This window comes from uncultured Modestobacter sp. (assembly GCF_947486615.1).
GTDB lineage: Bacteria > Actinomycetota > Actinomycetes > Mycobacteriales > Geodermatophilaceae > Modestobacter.
In genome coordinates, this window is the sequence record NZ_CANKUD010000002.1 from 131,729 (window position 1) to 147,066 (window position 15,338).

At 74.5% G+C, this 15,338-nt stretch carries 13 protein-coding genes and 1 tRNA gene; 6 read left to right on the forward strand and 8 right to left on the reverse strand.

Annotated features, from left to right (window positions below; genetic code table 11):
• Positions 1–227: 227 nt before the first annotated feature.
• The 3 genes from Q1A09_RS03975 to Q1A09_RS03985 form a co-directional block, all read right to left on the reverse strand.
• Positions 228–304, reverse strand: a tRNA-Met gene (locus Q1A09_RS03975).
• An 87-nt stretch (positions 305–391) separates the two neighbouring features.
• Positions 392–3,391 carry a UPF0182 family protein gene (locus Q1A09_RS03980; protein ID WP_299952595.1) on the reverse strand — a complete coding sequence of 1,000 codons (3,000 nt, stop codon included), beginning with the start codon at positions 3,389–3,391 and terminating at the stop codon, positions 392–394.
• A 197-nt stretch (positions 3,392–3,588) separates the two neighbouring features.
• On the reverse strand, positions 3,589–4,608 hold the full coding sequence (locus Q1A09_RS03985; protein WP_299952186.1) for a PDZ domain-containing protein: 1,020 nt from the start codon (positions 4,606–4,608) through the stop codon (positions 3,589–3,591).
• A gap of 190 nt (positions 4,609–4,798) precedes the next feature.
• On the opposite strand from Q1A09_RS03985, the gene Q1A09_RS03990 reads away from it, so the two are divergent.
• A complete protein-coding gene (locus Q1A09_RS03990; protein ID WP_299952187.1) occupies positions 4,799–6,241 on the forward strand; it encodes a zinc-dependent metalloprotease in 1,443 nt (480 codons plus the stop codon).
• Between the two features lie 181 nt (positions 6,242–6,422).
• Here the strand turns inward: Q1A09_RS03990 and Q1A09_RS03995 are convergent, their stop codons facing one another.
• Positions 6,423–7,043: a M48 family metallopeptidase gene (locus tag Q1A09_RS03995; protein ID WP_299952188.1), complete on the reverse strand. Its 621-nt coding sequence runs from the start codon at positions 7,041–7,043 to the stop codon at positions 6,423–6,425.
• Positions 7,044–7,379: 336 nt separating this feature from the next.
• Between Q1A09_RS03995 and Q1A09_RS04000 the strand changes: the two genes are divergently transcribed.
• Positions 7,380–8,459: a ThiF family adenylyltransferase gene (locus tag Q1A09_RS04000; RefSeq protein ID WP_299952189.1), complete on the forward strand. Its 1,080-nt coding sequence runs from the start codon at positions 7,380–7,382 to the stop codon at positions 8,457–8,459.
• A 67-nt stretch (positions 8,460–8,526) separates the two neighbouring features.
• On the forward strand, positions 8,527–9,849 hold the full coding sequence (locus tag Q1A09_RS04005; RefSeq protein WP_299952190.1) for an AarF/ABC1/UbiB kinase family protein: 1,323 nt from the start codon (positions 8,527–8,529) through the stop codon (positions 9,847–9,849).
• Positions 9,850–10,014: 165 nt separating this feature from the next.
• Here the strand turns inward: Q1A09_RS04005 and Q1A09_RS04010 are convergent, their stop codons facing one another.
• From Q1A09_RS04010 to Q1A09_RS04025, 4 genes are all read right to left on the reverse strand, one after another.
• The gene (locus Q1A09_RS04010; protein WP_299952191.1) at positions 10,015–10,179 is read right to left on the reverse strand and encodes a hypothetical protein; all 165 of its coding nucleotides are present in this window, start codon (positions 10,177–10,179) and stop codon (positions 10,015–10,017) included.
• Between the two features lie 112 nt (positions 10,180–10,291).
• Positions 10,292–10,570 carry a WhiB family transcriptional regulator gene (locus Q1A09_RS04015; protein ID WP_366139756.1) on the reverse strand — a complete coding sequence of 93 codons (279 nt, stop codon included), beginning with the start codon at positions 10,568–10,570 and terminating at the stop codon, positions 10,292–10,294.
• A 214-nt stretch (positions 10,571–10,784) separates the two neighbouring features.
• Positions 10,785–11,189, reverse strand: a complete 405-nt coding sequence (locus tag Q1A09_RS04020; protein ID WP_299952193.1) for a hypothetical protein — start codon at positions 11,187–11,189, stop codon at positions 10,785–10,787.
• A 256-nt stretch (positions 11,190–11,445) separates the two neighbouring features.
• The gene (locus Q1A09_RS04025) at positions 11,446–13,467 is read right to left on the reverse strand and encodes an ATP-dependent DNA helicase UvrD2 (protein WP_299952194.1); all 2,022 of its coding nucleotides are present in this window, start codon (positions 13,465–13,467) and stop codon (positions 11,446–11,448) included.
• 142 nt (positions 13,468–13,609) lie between these two features.
• On the opposite strand from Q1A09_RS04025, the gene Q1A09_RS04030 reads away from it, so the two are divergent.
• The 3 genes from Q1A09_RS04030 (at position 13,610) to Q1A09_RS04040 (ending at position 15,317) form a co-directional block, all read left to right on the forward strand.
• Positions 13,610–13,873, forward strand: coding sequence for a mycoredoxin (locus Q1A09_RS04030; RefSeq protein ID WP_222194045.1), 264 nt, complete (start codon positions 13,610–13,612; stop codon positions 13,871–13,873).
• 95 nt (positions 13,874–13,968) lie between these two features.
• Positions 13,969–14,652 carry an ANTAR domain-containing protein gene (locus Q1A09_RS04035; RefSeq protein WP_299952195.1) on the forward strand — a complete coding sequence of 228 codons (684 nt, stop codon included), beginning with the start codon at positions 13,969–13,971 and terminating at the stop codon, positions 14,650–14,652.
• 8 nt (positions 14,653–14,660) lie between these two features.
• Entirely contained in the window at positions 14,661–15,317 is a 657-nt protein-coding gene (locus Q1A09_RS04040) for a uridine kinase (RefSeq protein ID WP_299952196.1), read from the forward strand.
• The last annotated feature ends 21 nt before the right edge of the window (positions 15,318–15,338 follow it).

Sequence of the window (15,338 nt, forward strand, 5' to 3'; positions counted from 1 at the left end):
GATGCCGCACACGCCATCGCAGCCGGGCGGTGGTCGTCGCCCGGAACGGGTGTCGACCCTCGCCGGAGCCGGCCGGGCTGGCCGCTCCGCGGGACGCGTCGACCTCGGGTCCGTGAGGACCGAGGGCACCGGGCCGATGCCCGTCCGCGCCTTTCGACTGCACGCCGATGAGATCGGTCGCACCAACGAAAGCGGCCCCCACAGGTGCTGTGGGGGCCGCTTCGTCGTGGTAGCGGGGGCAGGATTTGAACCTGCGACCTCTGGGTTATGAGCCCAGCGAGCTACCGAGCTGCTCCACCCCGCGTCGGTAGGACAACCATACCGCACTCCGGGGCAGTGCTGCCGAGGGGGTGGTCACGGTGCCGGGAGGCCCCGCGACCACCGCCCCCGGTCAGCCGGTGGGCGTCGCCGGGGCGGCCTGCCCGGTGGCTGCCTGGTAGGCGTCCACCGCCGTCTGCAGGTCCTCCAGCGCCTGCCCCTGCCCACCGAAGTCGCCGGCACGCTGCGCCGCCTCCAGCGCGGCCAGGGCGTCGTTGATCGCAGCGACGGCCTGGTCCTCCGTCGCGGCCCCGGCGCCCCCGCCGTCGTCCGCCGGCGGAGCGGTCGGCGGGATGCTCTCGCCAGGCGTGTCGTCGGCACCGTCGTCCTGGACGTTCTCGCTGTCCGGCGCCGCCTCCCCGGCCCCGGCGCCGAAGACCTGCTCCAGCGCCTCGGCCAGGGTGTTGGCGTAGCCGATCCGGTCCTGGTAGTTGACCAGCACTTTCTGAAGCAGCGGGAAGCCGCTGTCACCAGTGCTCTGCACGTAAAGCGGTTCGACATACACCAAGCCGGCATTACCAATGGGCAAGGTGAGCAGATTTCCAAACACTGGCTCAGAATTGTCACTATCGAACAACGTCAGGTCCGGCCTCACCTGGTTGTTCGCCCTGAAAGCGTTCTGCACCTGCTTTGGTCCGCGGTAAGGAGTGTTTCCCGGAAGCCGAAGCACCTGAAGCTCTCCATAGTTCTCTGGTGCAGAGGATGCCGAGATGAACGAGGAAAGGTTGTCGCGCTGAAAGGCGTTCAGCGCGCTGGTCAGCTGGAAGGACGCGTCATCGTCACCGGGCCGCTGTGCCAGAATGTAATAGGGAGGCTGAGCGTCCGTAGTCTCCCGTGTCGGGTCGGCTGGCACCTGCCACCGGTCGTTCTGGTTGTAGAAGTCGACCGGGTCGGACACGTGGTACCGGGTGAGCACGTCACGCTGCAGCTTGAACAGGTCCTCCGGGTAGCGGACGTGGCTGATGAGCTCCTCGCTCATCTCGCTCTGCGGCTGGACGACGTTCGGGAACGCCTTCATGTACGTCTGCAGGACCGGGTCGGGGTTGGCGTCCTGGTCCCAGGCGTACATCGTCACCGTGCCGTCGTAGGCGTCGACCGTGGCCTTGACCGAGTTCCGGATGTAGTTGAACTGGTCGTCGGGCAGCGCCGTCGTGCCGGTGCCGGTGAGCGCGTCCGCGGCCGCCTCGCCCAGCTCCATCTGCTCGGCGTAGGGGTAGGCGTCGGAGGTGGTGTAGCCGTCGAGGATCCACTGCACGCGGCCGTCGATCACCGCCGGGTACGGGTCGCCGTCCACCGTCAGGAAGGGCGCGGCCTTCTCCACCCGCTCCAGCGGGTCGCGGACGTAGAGCACCTTCGACTGGTCGTTGACCGCGCCGGAGAGCAGGAAGTTCCGCTCCCGGTAGTAGATGGCGTAGGTCAGCTGCCGGAAGAAGCTGCCGATCGAGACGCCGCCCTCCCCGTCGTAGGTGGAGTTGATCTGGCCCTCGCCCGACCCGCCCTCGGGCTGGTCGAACTCGCGCGGCGCGGTGCCCTCGGGGGCGCCGACGACGGAGTAGACGTCCTGACCACCGACGTTGAGCAGCTCGCCGTAGTAGATCCGCGCCTGGTCGACGTCGATGTCCCCGGTGGTCGGCAGGTTGCCGGTGGTGAAGTCCGGCTCGCCGCCCTCCTGGCCGGCGACGACCTGGTTGGCCGGGGCGGCCACGAACCCGTTGCCGTGGGTGTAGACGGTGTGCCGGTTGATCCAGCTGCTCTGGTTCTCGCTCAGCCCGGTCTGGTCGAGCTCCCGGACGGCGACCACGTAGTCCTGGAGCTGCCCGTCGATCTCGTACCGGTCGATGTCCAGCTTCTCCGGGAAGCCGTACACGTTGCGGATCTGCTGGCGCGCGGTGAACGTCGCCGACAGCACGTTGGGGTCCAGCAGCCGGGCGTTGGAGATGGTCGGCGAGTCGGCCAGCTCGGCCAGCGCCGCCTCGGTGTCCACGCTGTTGCCGGTCACGTCACCGTCGTCGTCGGCCTGCCCGTCGGTGGTCTGCCCCTGGGCGTAGTCGACGTACTGGACGGCGGAGAGCCCGTACGCGTCGAGGGTGGAGCTGATCGCCTTCTCGATGAAGGCCTGCTCGCGCTGGTCGGCCGAGGGCCGGACGACGAACTGCTGCACGATCGCCGGGTAGGCCACCCCGATCACCAGGCTCGAGGCCAGCAGCAGCACCAGCGCCGCTGCGGGCAGCAGGGTGTTGCGCACCAGGATGTTGGCGAAGAAGGCGATAGCGCAGATCGCGGCCACGACCACCAGGATGTTCTTGGCCGGCAGCAGGGCGTTGACGTCGGTGTAGGAGGCACCGGTGAAGACGTCACCGCGGTCGGAGTAGACGAGGGCGTACCGGTCCAGCCAGTAGGCGATCGCCTTGAGCGCCACGAACAGGCCGAGCAGCACCGACAGCTGCACCCGGGCCGCGCCGGTCAGCTTCTGCCCCGGGGTCTGCAGCCGCAGCCCGCCGAAGACGTAGTGCGTGAGCACCGACCCGATCAGGGCCAGCAGCACGATGGCGAAGCCGAAGCCCAGCGCCAGCCGGTAGAACGGGTAGTCGAAGACGAAGAACGAGATGTCCAGCCCGAACTGCGGGTCGGTCTGCCCGAAGTCGGTGGAGTTGCGGAACTCCAGCCAGGTCTGCCAGCTGCCCTGCGCGGTGATGCCGGCGAACAGGCCGAGCACCACGCCGATCGCGGTGAGCACCAGCTTGCGGCGGGGCTCCACCGACTGGCGGTAGCGCTCGAGGTTCTGCTGCTCCAGCGACATCGGCCGGAACGCCGGGCGGAAGCGGTAGGCCAGGTACACCGCGAGGGCGACCAGCCCGCCCATGGCCAGGGCGGCCACCGCGAAGAGCAGCGCTCGGGTCTGGATCTCGGTCCAGAAGACCTCGGTGAATCCGGTCTCGTCGAACCAGAGGTAGTCGACGTAGACGTTGGTCAGTGTGCCGATGACGGTGAAGAGCACCAGCAGGACGGCGACGATGCCGATGACCAGCTTCGCGCGCCGGGACAACGTCGGCACCGGCACGGGGGGCCGCATGGCCACGGTCGGTCTCCTGTCTTCTTGCGACTTCGAGATGGCACGGGCTCAGGGGCCCGGCCGGGGAACACGATCTCAGCGGCCCTGGGTCCGCCGGTGGCGGGAGGCGGGCGCTGGGGTCCGATCCTCCAACTGTTGTCGACCGCGACGGGTTCCCAGCGCGGTCACGAGCAGGTCACGGTCGGCGGACAGCCCGGTCAGCACAGCTCCGGGGTCCGGCCCGCGCGGAGGTCGGCCAGCGCCTCCAGCGCGTCGTCCAGCGTGGCGACCTCCGCCAGCGGCAGCCCCGGCTGGGCGTTGGCCACCGCCTCGGCGCAGTTGTCCGCCGGCACCAGGAACAGCTCGGCGCCGATCTCCCGGGCCGAGACGAGCTTGAGCGGGATGCCACCGATCGGGCCGACGGCGCCCGCCCCGTCGATCGTCCCGGTGCCGGCGACCACCGCGCCGGCGGTCAGGTCGGTGTCCCCGACCATGTCGATCACGCCCAGGGCGAGCATCAGCCCGGCCGAGGGCCCACCGACGTCGTCCACCTCGATGTCGACGTCGAAGGGCGCGTACGGCGTCTGCAGGATCAGCACCCCCAGGGCCGACCCGCCCCCCTCGGCGGCGGCCGTGGTGACGGTGGCGGTGCCGGGCGTGCCCTCCCGGGTGTAGCCCACCTCGACGGTGGAGCCGGGCGGGATGCCGGCGAGCACCTCCGTGAGCGCCGTCTGGTCCGGCGTGGGCGTGCCGCCCACCGACTCCAGCGCGTCGCCGGCCTGCAGCTCCCCCTCGGCGGCCGACTCCTCCGCCAGGTCCTGGACGACGACCTTCTCCGGGTAGCCCAGCTCGGCGAACGCCGCGCCCCGGGCCGCCTGCTCGGAGGTCAGGAACGCCTGCCGGTTCGCCGCCTGCGTCTCCTCGACCGAGCGGTCGGAGGGGTAGACCTGCTCGCGCGGGACGACGGTGACCTCGCTGTCGAACCAGCCCTGGACGGCGCCGACGAGGGTGAGCCGACCCTGCGGGATGCCGACGGTGGTCAGGTTCAGGTTGCCGGAGGTCTCGTTGGGCTCCCGGCCGGAGACCGTGATGATCGGCGTGCCGTCGATGTCGCCGAGGGTGTTGTAGGTGGGGCCGGGCACCTGCGCGACGTAGGGCACCGGGAGCAGGGCCCCCAGCACGCCGAAGACCAGCAGCAGCACCGTCCCGGCGCTCAGGACGGTGGTCCGACGGTTCACGTGCCCTCCTCGGTGGCGGCGGGCCGCCGTCGGCCCCGCGGCCGTGGCGGGTGCACCCGTCGAACGGCGAGAGTAGGTGACCGGGGCCGATGGCCGGTGGCAGCCGCGTTCGCCCAGGGCAGAGCCGCGGCTGTGCGAACGGGCCGGTCGGAGGGCGGTCGCCCCGGTCGCCCGCGTCTACGGTGGACCCATGAGCGATCTCCCCTTCGGCTTCGGCGTCCCCGACCGCGACCCGGAGCGCCGCGGCGAGTCCGGCGGCCAGGGCGGTGGTGGCACCGGGCCGGGTGGCACCGGGCCGGGCGGCAACGACCCGTTCGGCCTCGGCGCCCTCTTCGGCGCCGTCGGCGGCCCCGGTGGCGCCGGTGGCGACCCGTCGGACCTGCTGGGCAAGATGCCGCTGTTCGCCGAGCTGCAGAAGCTGATGAGCTGGTCCGGCGGCCCGGTGAACTGGGACCTCGCGCGGCAGGGGGCGATCAGCGCCCTGGCCCCGGGGCACCAGCCCACCTCGGCCGGGGAGCAGGCCGCCGCCGAGGCGCTGCGGCTGGCCGACCTGTGGCTGGACCAGGTCACCGAGCTGCCCTCGGGCATCGACCGCGGGCTGGCCTGGTCGCGGGTCGAGTGGGTGGAGCAGACCCTGCCGGCCTGGACCGCCCTGATCGACCCGCTCGCCGAGCGGGTGGTCGCCGCGATGACCAGCGCGCTGCCCGCCGAGGCCGCGTCCATCGCCGGCCCGCTCGCCGGGATCATGGGCCAGATGGGCGGCGTCATGTTCGGCGCCCAGGTCGGCCAGGCGCTGGCCAAGCTCGCCGACGAGGTCGCCACCAGCACCGACGTCGGCCTGCCGCTGGGTCCCACCGGCGCCGGCGTCCTGGTCCCGCAGAACGTCGCCGCCTTCGGTGAGGGCCTGGACCGCCCCGAGGATGAGGTCCGGCTGTTCCTGGCGCTGCGCGAGGCCGCCCACCAGCGGCTGTTCGCGCACGTGCCGTGGCTGCGCCAGCAGCTCACCGACGCCGTCCACGCCTATGCCCGCGGCATCCACGTCGACCGCGAGGCGATCGAGCGCGGCCTGCAGGACGCGATGAGCGGCATGGAGGGCGGCATCGACCCCAGCGACCCGGAGAGCATCCAGCGGCTGCTGGGCAGCGGGGTGCTGGAGCCGGAGGAGACGCCCGAGCAGCAGATGGCGCTGCGCCGGCTGGAGACGATGCTGGCGCTGGTCGAGGGCTGGGTGGACAGCATCGTGGCCGCCGCCGCGGCCGATCGGCTGCCCGGGCACTCGGCGCTGGCCGAGACGATGCGCCGGCGGCGGGCGTCCGGCGGTCCGGCCGAGCAGACGTTCGCCACGCTGGTGGGGCTGCAACTGCGCCCGCGCCGGCTGCGCGACGCCAGCACCGTCTGGGGCGCGATGACCCAGCAGCACGGCGCCACCGAGCGTGACCGCCTCTGGTCGCACCCGGACCTGCTGCCCACCTCCGACGACCTGGACGAGCCGATGGACTTCGTCGCCCGCCAGGGCGCGGCCGACCCGTTCGCCGAGCTGACCGACGGGCTGGACGCGCAGTCGACGGAGACGCCCGAGCAGGGCGAGCAGTCCCCCGGCGACGAGGACGGCGGGACCGCGCCGCGCGCCTGACCTCATCGGCGCGGCGACCGGCGGCCGGCCTCAGGCTCCGTCGGTCGCCGCGCCGGCGCTGTGCTGGAACGGCCCCGCTGCAGGGTCCCGCCGCGAGCTCGCGAGTGGTGGGGTCAGGCCCCGTCCCGAGGCTCACCCCGAGCCTGCGTGGGGTGATGAGGACGGGGTCCTTCCACCTTCTTCAGTCGACGGCGCCGGGCTCCAGGTCCGCGTCGTCCGGCCGGTCACCCCGGGAGCCGAACTCGAACCCCTCGAGGAAGCCCAGCGCCCGCTCGGCCTGCGGATAGGCCTGCACCAGGGCCCAGAACCGCGCGTCGTGGCTGGCCTCGAGCAGGTGGGCCAGCTCGTGCACCAGCACGTAGTCGACGACGAACTCGGGCATGCCGCGGAGCCTGCTGGACAGCCGGATGGACCGGTCCGCCGGCGTGCAGGAGCCCCATCGGCGGTGCTGGTTGTCCACCCAGCGGACGGTGGCCGGCACGGCACGGCCGCCCAGGTGGGCGGCGGACAGCTCGTGCGCGCGGGCCATCAGGTGCTCGTCGGAACCGAGGTTGCGCCGGCGGCGCTCCTCGCGGGTCTGCAGCTTGGCGACCATCTGGTCGACCCAGCGCCGTTCCTCGTCCGGGCTGAACGCGGCCGGGATCAGGACGATGGTGCGACCGTTCTCCCGGTAGGCCGTGACCGTCCGGCGGCGGCGGGCACTGCGGCGGACCTCCACCTCCGGGGTGGGGCGGGGAGCCGTCCGCGCGGCGGGGACGGCCGTCGACGCAGCCGGCTGGCGGCGGTCAGGTCGCTGGTGCACGTGCGCACGGTAACCGGCACCGCCGCCGGCGCCCAGCGAGGTGCCACCCGGTCGTGGCAGGTGCACACGGAGGGTGGACAGCGCGCCGAGCGGTGTCGCCCGAACGGTGGACCGACTCGGCCGTCCACAGGGGGGTGACCGCGCGTCGGTGCAGGTGGGCGGCCCGCCGGCGACCTGCTGCCGGCCGCCGTCACCAGCCACTCCCCCGGCCGTGCACAACGACACCCCGAGCGGTCCCCACGTGCTCCACAGGGCCGTCCACAGGTTGTGGGCGCTCTCCTGGGCACCTGTGGACGACGCACCCGCCCGGCGGGCCGCACTGGCACGCTCCCAACGGTGACCGAGAGCCTCCACCCGCTGCTGCCCGCCGCCACCCCGGTGCTCCGGCTGGACGACGACCTCCTGCAGGTCGGTGGCGTGGACGGCCGGGCGGGGCTGCGGGTGCAGCCGGCCGGCGACGACGTCGCCGCGCTGCTCCGCCTGCTGGACGGGCAGCGACCCGAGCGGGCGGTGCGGGCCCTGGCGGTCGCCGACGGGCTGCCCGCGGCGGTGGTCGACGACCTGCTCGCCGGACTGCGGGGCGCCGGCCTGGTGCACGACCTGGCCGCCGCCGACCTGCTGGCCGCCGACCCGGGGCCGGCGGCCACGGCGCGGGCGGCGGTGGAGCTGCCGGCCGCCCTGCCGGCCCCCGGGACCGGCGGTCGCTGGCGGGCCCGCCGGCAGAGCGCGGTCGTCGTCGAGGGCGCCACCCGGGTGGGCACCCCGCTCGCGGCCGTGCTGGCGGCCAGCGGGGTCGGCCGGGTGCACGTGCGGGACCGCGGCCCGACCCGGGCCGGCGACGCGGTGGTCGGGGGTGCCGCCGCCGGCGACGAGGGCCGCCCCCGCGCCCTGGCGGCGGCCGACGCCGTCCGCCGGGCGAGCCCGCTGACCGACCTGCGCCCGCTCCCTCCCGAGGCGGCCGTCGACCTGGTGGTGCTCTGCCGGCCGTGGGCGGCCGCCGACCCGCTCACCGCGGCACTGCACCGGGACGGGACGCCGCACCTGGTGGCGACGGTGCGCGGTGAGACCGGCGTCGTCGGACCCCTGGTGGTGCCCGGCGGCCCGGGCGGCTGCCTGCGGTGCGCCGACGCCTGGCGGCGGGACGACGACCCGGCCTGGCCCCGGCTGGCGGCCCAGCTCACCGCGGCCGACGCGGTGCCCACCGGCTCCACCCTCACCGCGTTGTTCACCGCGCTCACCGCGGCGGTGCAGGTGCTCGCCCACCTGGACGGCGACGACGACCCGGTGACCGTGGGCGGCACCCTCGAGCTGCGGTCCCCGGAGTTCCTCCCCCGGCTCCGCCGCTGGCCGGCGCACCCGGACTGCGCCTGCGGAGCCGCCCGGCGGGGCGCCCCCGGCCCGGGCGCCGGTCGGTGAGCGCCGGATCCGCGGCCCGGTCAGCTCGTCCGGGGCGGCCGGAGCCCGCAGAGGGGACAATGGGGTGGTGAGTGACACCGGGCGGGACATCCCACGGGGGGCGGTGTCCCGAACGGCTCGGCTGGCTGCCCTGCCGCTGGGTGCCGCCGGGCGGGCCACCCTCGGCATCGGCAAGCGGCTGTCGGGCCGGCCGGGCGAGGAGGTCGACGCCGAGCTCCAGCAGCGCACCGCCGAGCAGCTCTTCGCCGTGCTCGGGCAGCTGAAGGGCGGGGCGATGAAGCTCGGCCAGCAGCTGTCGATCTTCGAGGCCGCCGTGCCCGAGGAGGTCGCCGGGCCGTACCGGGATGCGCTGGTCAAGCTGCAGGAGGCCGCACCGCCGATGCCGGTGCGCACCGTGCACTCGGTGCTGGCCCAGCAGCTGGGCGGTCGGTGGCGGGAGCGGTTCCGGGAGTTCGACGACACCCCCGCCGCGGCGGCCAGCATCGGCCAGGTGCACCGCGCGACCTGGCGGGACGGCCGGGACGTCGCGGTGAAGATCCAGTACCCCGGCGCCGGGACGGCGCTGATGGCCGACCTCAACCAGCTCGCCCGGTTCGCCCGGATGTTCGCGGTGCTCTTCCCGGGCATGGAGGTCAAGCCGCTGATCGCCGAGCTCAAGGCGCGGGCGGAGGAGGAGCTGGACTACGGGCTGGAGGCCGACGCCCAGCGGGGCTTCGCGGCCGCCTACGCCGACGACGACCAGATCGTCGTCCCGCGGGTGGTGGCCAGCGCGCCGAAGGTGATCGTCTCGGAGTGGCTGGAGGGCACGCCGCTGTCCCGGGTCATCGCCACCGGCACCCGCGAGCAGCGGGACCGGGCCGGGATGCTGATGGCGGTGCTGCACTTCTCCGGTCCTCAGCGGGCCGGTCTCCTGCACGCCGACCCGCACCCGGGCAACTTCCGGCTGCTGCCCGACGGCCGGCTGGGGGTCATCGACTTCGGTGCCACGGCCCGGCTGCCGGACGGGCTCCCGGAGCCGATCGGGCGGCTGGTGAACTGGGCGCTGGACGGCCGGGCCGACGACGTGCTCACCGACCTGCGCGCCGAGGGCTTCGTCCGCCGGTCGGTCGAGGTGGACGCCCAAGCGGTGCTGGACTTCCTGCTGCCGTTCCTCGCCCCGGTGGCCGCTCCCTCGTTCACGTTCACCCGCGCGTGGATGCAGGAACAGGCGAACCGGCTGGGCGACCCGCGCAGCGAGGCCAGCCAGCTGGGCCGGCAGCTCAACCTGCCGCCGTCCTACCTGCTGATCCACCGGGTGACGATCGGGTCGATCGGCGTGCTCTGCCAGCTCGACGCCGAGGCGCCCTACCGAGGCGTCTGCGAGGAGTGGCTCCCCGGCTTCGCGGGGTGACCTGCGGTCAGCCGACCCCGCACCGGGGTCCCCGACCGTCGGTGAGCCACGGCGGTCGAGCGTGCGGCCCACATCCGACCGGGGCGCCGGTGGCGCCCCGGTCGGAGTGGGATGCGGCCGGAGCCGCGCGGTGGTGCTGTCCGGTGCGGACGGCTCACGCCGTCCTCACCAGACGGCGGAGTTGGCGCGGGCGGCGCGCTGCGACGCCCGCTCGGCCCGGCGGTTCCAGCGCCGGGCGCTGATCAGCCGCCGGGCGCGGGCAGCCGCGTCGGCCTCCGCCATCCGCCGGGACATGTGGGCACGGGCCAGGTCCTGGTCCATCAGGTTCATCTCGGGTCCTCCAGGGTCAGCGGCACCGGGAGACGGTGCCGACTGGTGGTGCATCGGGTGGGGAGGCGTCCGGCGCCGGGGCGCCGGACGCCGGTCCTGCGGGTGGGCGGCCTCATGCCGCGGCCTCGGCGCGGACCTTCGGCGGCCGCCCCCGGGGGCGCTTGCGGGCGATCACGACACCTCGGTCGAAGATCTCCCCGCCCCAGACACCCCAGGGCTCGGCGCGGTCCAGCGCCCCGGCCAGGCACGCCGACCGGACCGGGCACTGGGCGCAGTGCGCCTTGGCCTGCTCGAGCTGGGCCGGGCTCTCGGCGAACCACAGGTCGGGGTCCTGGACCCGGCAGGGCAGGGCCCGTCGGACGACTCCCTGCGCCGCCGGCTGGTGGGACACGTGCGTGCGGTCGAGCCCGGCGCGACGGGACGTCGCGGGGTCGATCGTGGTCTGCACGGCCGCTCCTCCTCTTCCTCTGTCTCTTCGACCGGTCGACGGGGGCCCGCCGACCGGGTGGTCGGGGTGGGTCCGCAGAGTCAGGCCGGAAAAGACTGAGGCCGCGGTTCCCGGTGTCCGGGTTCCGCGGCCTCGAGGAGGACCAGCTGAGCTGTGGCTAGCTCAGTGGGTCTTCCGGGGGCAGGTCACCCGGGGTGCTGCTGGTGTGCCGAGCAGGGACGCCGGCGAAGGCGCCCTTCAGGGCAGTGGTCTCGATGAACGGGGTCTCGATGAACGGGGTCTCGTTGACCGGGGTCCCGTTGACCGGGGCCTCGATGGACGGCTGGGCATCGGTGCCGACGGGCGCACCGGTGGTGAGGGAGCCGGTCGTGCCGGCGGCGGCGGTCAGGCCGCGCAGACGGGCGGTGGTGGCGTCCCCGGCGATGGACAGACCGGTGCCGTTCCACGGGGCGGCGTAGGCGCCCATCAGGGCGACCCGGTCGGCCGGGAGGGAGCAGCGCAGGCCGACGGCCGGCGAGGTCACGGTGCTCACGCCGGCGACGGTCATGTCGGTGCTGTTCACGGGGCCCCTCCTTCCGGGGTCGGAGCCCGGCCTGCCGGCCGGTCTCCCTGCGAGTGCTGCTCGGGACGTGCGGTGTTGCTGGACGTGCGGTGCTGCTGGAGGTGCAGTGCTGCTGGTCGTGCTGACTGCTCACGGTGCGTGGTGCGTCCTGGGTCACGCCCAGGTGGTGATGCGAAGGCTAGGGGCTGCTCCGGAGGGGGGTCAAACGAATTACGGAGATTCCTGAGAAAGTGTGTCCGCGCTGGTCCGAGCCCCGTCAGCCCTCGACGGTGGCGATCACCTCGGCCCCGTAGAGCTCGAGCTTGCGGGCCCCCACCCCGGGCAGCGTCGACAGCTCACGCACCGTCGTGGGGCGGGCCTCCGCGATCGACTGCAGGATCGCGTCGGTGAAGACGACGTAGGCCGGTACCGACGCCGCCTGCGCGGTGGCACTGCGCCAGGCGCGCAGTCGCTCGAAGAGCTCTCCCGCCTCGCCCTCCAGCACGACCTTCGGCCGCTGCGCCGGACGTCGGGGAGCGGCCGCCGCATCCGGGGTGAGGCCGTCGAGGAAGCGGCTGCGCGGCCGCGAACGCCGGCCCCCGGGGTTGCGGGCCAGCGACCAGGACAGGGTCAGCTGCTCGCGGGCGCGGGTGACGGCGACGTAGAGCAGCCGGCGCTCCTCCTCGACCGCCTCCGGCCGGGCCTGCGCCTGGGCGATCGGCACCACCCCGTCGACCAGGCCGACGACGAAGACGGCGTCCCACTCCAGCCCCTTGGCCGCGTGCATGGACGCCAGGGTCACGCCCTGCACGGTCGGGGCGTGCTGGGCGTTGGCCCGCTCGGCGAGGTGGGCGACGAACCCGGCCAGGTCGAGGGTGGGCTGCTCGGCGACCAGGTCGACGGCGAGGTCGACCAGCGCGGCGAGGGACTGCCAGCGGTCGCGGGCCACCCCACCGGGCGGTGGCCGGTGCTCGACCCAGCCGGTCGAGGCGAGCACGTCGCGGACGGCAGGCACCAGCGAGCCCGGGTCGTTGCCACCGGCGGCGGCGCCGCGCAGCAGCAGCACCGCCTCACGGACCTCGGGCCGCTCGAAGAAGCGCTCCCCGCCCTTGAGGACGTAGGGCACCCCGACGTCGGCCAGCGCGGACTCGTACACCTGGGACTGGGCGTTGATCCGGAACAGGACGGCGATCTCGCTGGCCGGCAGGCCGCCGTCGATCAGCTCCCGGCAGGCTCGGGCCACCGCCGCCGCCTCCGTCGGCTCGTCGGGGTGCTCGACGAACCGGGGTGCCGGCCCCTCGGCCCGCTGACCCAGCAGCCGCAGCCCCGGCAGCCCCTTGCGCGGCGGGGCCTGGCCGATCAGCTTGTTGGCCAGGCCGACCACCTGCGGGGTGGACCGGTAGTCGCGCTCGAGCTTGACGACCTCCGCGTCGCCGTACCGGTCGGCGAAGCCCAGCAGGTACTCGGGGTCCGCGCCGGTGAAGGAGTAGATGGTCTGGTTCGGGTCACCGACCACGCAGACCTCGGCGCGGCCGCCCAGCCAGGCGTCGAGCAGCCGCTGCTGCAGCGGGTTGACGTCCTGGTACTCGTCCACCACGAAGTGCCGGTACTGGGCGCGCACCTCGCGGGCGACGGCCGGGTGCTCCTCGATGGCGTAGGCGGTGACCAGCAGCAGGTCCTCGAAGTCCAGCGCCCCGTCGCGGGACTTCGCCTCCTCGTAGCTGCGGTAGACCGCCGCGACGGCGGTGGCGTCGAAGGGCAGGTCGCGCCCGGCGGCCGCCGCGCGGGCCGGGTAGTCCTCCGGGGTGGCGAGGGTGGTCTTCGCCCACTCGATCTCACCGGCCAGGTCTCGCAGGCTGCTGCGGTCGGTGGTGAGCCGGTTGCGGGTGGCCGCGCCGGCGACGACCCGCAGCTTGTTCTCGATCAGCTCGGGCATCGGTCCGCCCAGCACCCGCGGGGCGAAGTAGCGCAGCTGGCGCATCGCCGCCGAGTGGAAGGTGCGCGCCTGCACCCCGCCCACCCCCAGAGCCGAGAGCCGGCCACGCAGCTCCCCGGCCGCCCGCGCGGTGAAGGTCACCGCGAGGACCTGCTCGGGCACGTACTCCCCCAGGTGGACGCCGTAGGCGATCCGGTGGGTGATCGTCCGGGTCTTGCCGGTGCCCGCACCGGCGAGGATGCAGACCGGCCCCCGCACCGCCTCCGCGGCGGCCCGCTGCTGCTCGTCCAGCCCGGCGAGCACGGCCTCGGCCCCCGCCGTCCCCTCGACCCCGGACTCCTCCACGACCCTCGACGTCCCCACGTCGAGGAGTCTCCCAGCCCGCGCCGACAGGACGGGGAAGGATCCCCAGGGCCACGGCGTTGGCGCATCCGGCAGGTCCCGTACGACGGGTCACCCCTCCCCGGGTGGCCCTCCCGGGGACGGACGAGAGAGGATCCACCCGATGAGCGCTCCAGCACCCGCAGTGACGATGTACACCACGAACTGGTGTGGCTACTGCAACCGGCTCAAGAAGCTGATGCAGCGCGACGGCATCGACTACGCCGAGGTCAACATCGAGGTCGAGGAGGGCGCCGCCGAGGTGGTCATGCAGGCCAACGGCGGCAACCGCACGGTGCCCACGCTCGTCTTCGCCGACGGCAGCGCGCTCACCAACCCCAGCATCGACCAGGTGAAGGCCCAGCTCGCGCAGCTCCCGGGCGCGTGATCCCGGGTCCGCGGCCCCCGGCGGGCGACGACCGCCCACCGGGGAGCTGCGGCTGCTCTCCCTGCGACCCGCCACCGGTCCCCCGGGAGGGTGCGATGGAACCCGCCGACGACGAGCCCTGCACAGCGGCCCGCCCCGTCATCGTCCGGTTGCCGACCGACGTGCTGCGCGGCCCCGCCGGCCAGCCCGCCGTCCTCGTCGTCCGCACGGCAGGCGGGTGGTCGGTGCTGACCGTCGGCCCGGACGACGCTGCGCCGGCCGGTCGCTCCGAGGAGGTCGCGTTGCCGCTGGTCGAGGCGATGTCGCTGGCCGACCTCGTGTCCGGTGAGCTCGGGGCCACCCCCGAACCGGACCGCCAGGCCCGCCGCGCCGCCCGCAACGGCGCCACCCCCGACGAGCCTGCGCCCGACCCCCGGGACGCCGAGCTGTCGGCGTTGCGCCGCACCGTCGCCCAGCTCGAGCACGCCCTGGCCGCGCGGGTGTCCATCGAGCGCGCCATCGGGGTGCTGGCCGAACGGCACGGCAGCACGCCGCGGGAGGCGTTCGAGGGGCTCCGCAGCGACGCCCGCTCCCAGGGGCGACCCGCCGCCGAGCTGGCCGCCGAGGTGCTGGCGGGGCTGAGCGACGGGGTCGCCGCCGCCGAGGAGCGCCCGGGCGCACCGGTTGCCACGCCCCCGGCGCACGGCCACCGGGCGGCGGGCCAGCCCGGTGCCCGCCGGGTGCAGCGCGCACCGCGGCACCCGGCCGGCGAGGACACCGCTCCCGAGGTGCGCAGCTGACCTCCCCGGTGCCGCTCTCCCCCGCCGCACTCGCCGACCGGCTGGCCGAGCTGATCGCCGCCGTGCCCGCCGAGCCGGGCGCGGCAGCGTTGCGGGTGGCCGTCGACGGACCGGAACTGCCCGGGGCACCGGGGGCGACGGGCCCGCTGACCGTTGCGCAGGCTCTGACCGAGCGGCTGCCCGCACTCAGCCGGCCGGCGGTCGTCGTCCCGGCCGAGGGCTTCTACCGTCCGGCGTCCCTGCGCCTGGAGCACGGGCGCACCGACCCCGACGCCCGGTACTCCGACTGGCTGGACGCCGGCGCACTGGCCCGCGAGGTGCTGGACCGCTGCGGCCCGCGCGGGACGGGTGAGTACCTGCCGGCGCTGTGGGATCTCGACCGGGACCGCGCCGCCCGGCTGCCGCACCGCCCGGCCCCGGCCGGCGGGGTGCTGCTGGTGCCCGGGTCACTGCTGCAGGGGCTGGGCCTGGCCTTCGACGTCGTCGTCCACCTGCGGGTGAGCCCGGCGGCCCGCCGGCGCCGGGTGCCGGAGGACCGGACCTGGGAGTTGCCCGCCTTCGACCGCTACGACGACGAGGTCGACCCGACCGCGCTGGCCGACGCGGTGGTGCTCGCCGACCACGCCGACCGGCCCGCCCTCGTCCTGCAGAACCGCTGGTCCTGACGGCCCCGCTGCAGGGGCCCG

Coding starts and splice junctions, on each gene's coding strand:
- Q1A09_RS03980 (WP_299952595.1), bottom strand. CDS start 3,391: ATGCGGCCCCCCGTGCCGGTGCCGACGTTGTCCCGGCGCGCGAAGCTG.
- Q1A09_RS04010 (WP_299952191.1), bottom strand. CDS start 10,179: ATGAACCTGATGGACCAGGACCTGGCCCGTGCCCACATGTCCCGGCGG.
- Q1A09_RS03990 (WP_299952187.1), top strand. CDS start 4,799: ATGAGCGATCTCCCCTTCGGCTTCGGCGTCCCCGACCGCGACCCGGAG.
- Q1A09_RS04030 (WP_222194045.1), top strand. CDS start 13,610: ATGAGCGCTCCAGCACCCGCAGTGACGATGTACACCACGAACTGGTGT.
- Q1A09_RS04035 (WP_299952195.1), top strand. CDS start 13,969: ATGGAACCCGCCGACGACGAGCCCTGCACAGCGGCCCGCCCCGTCATC.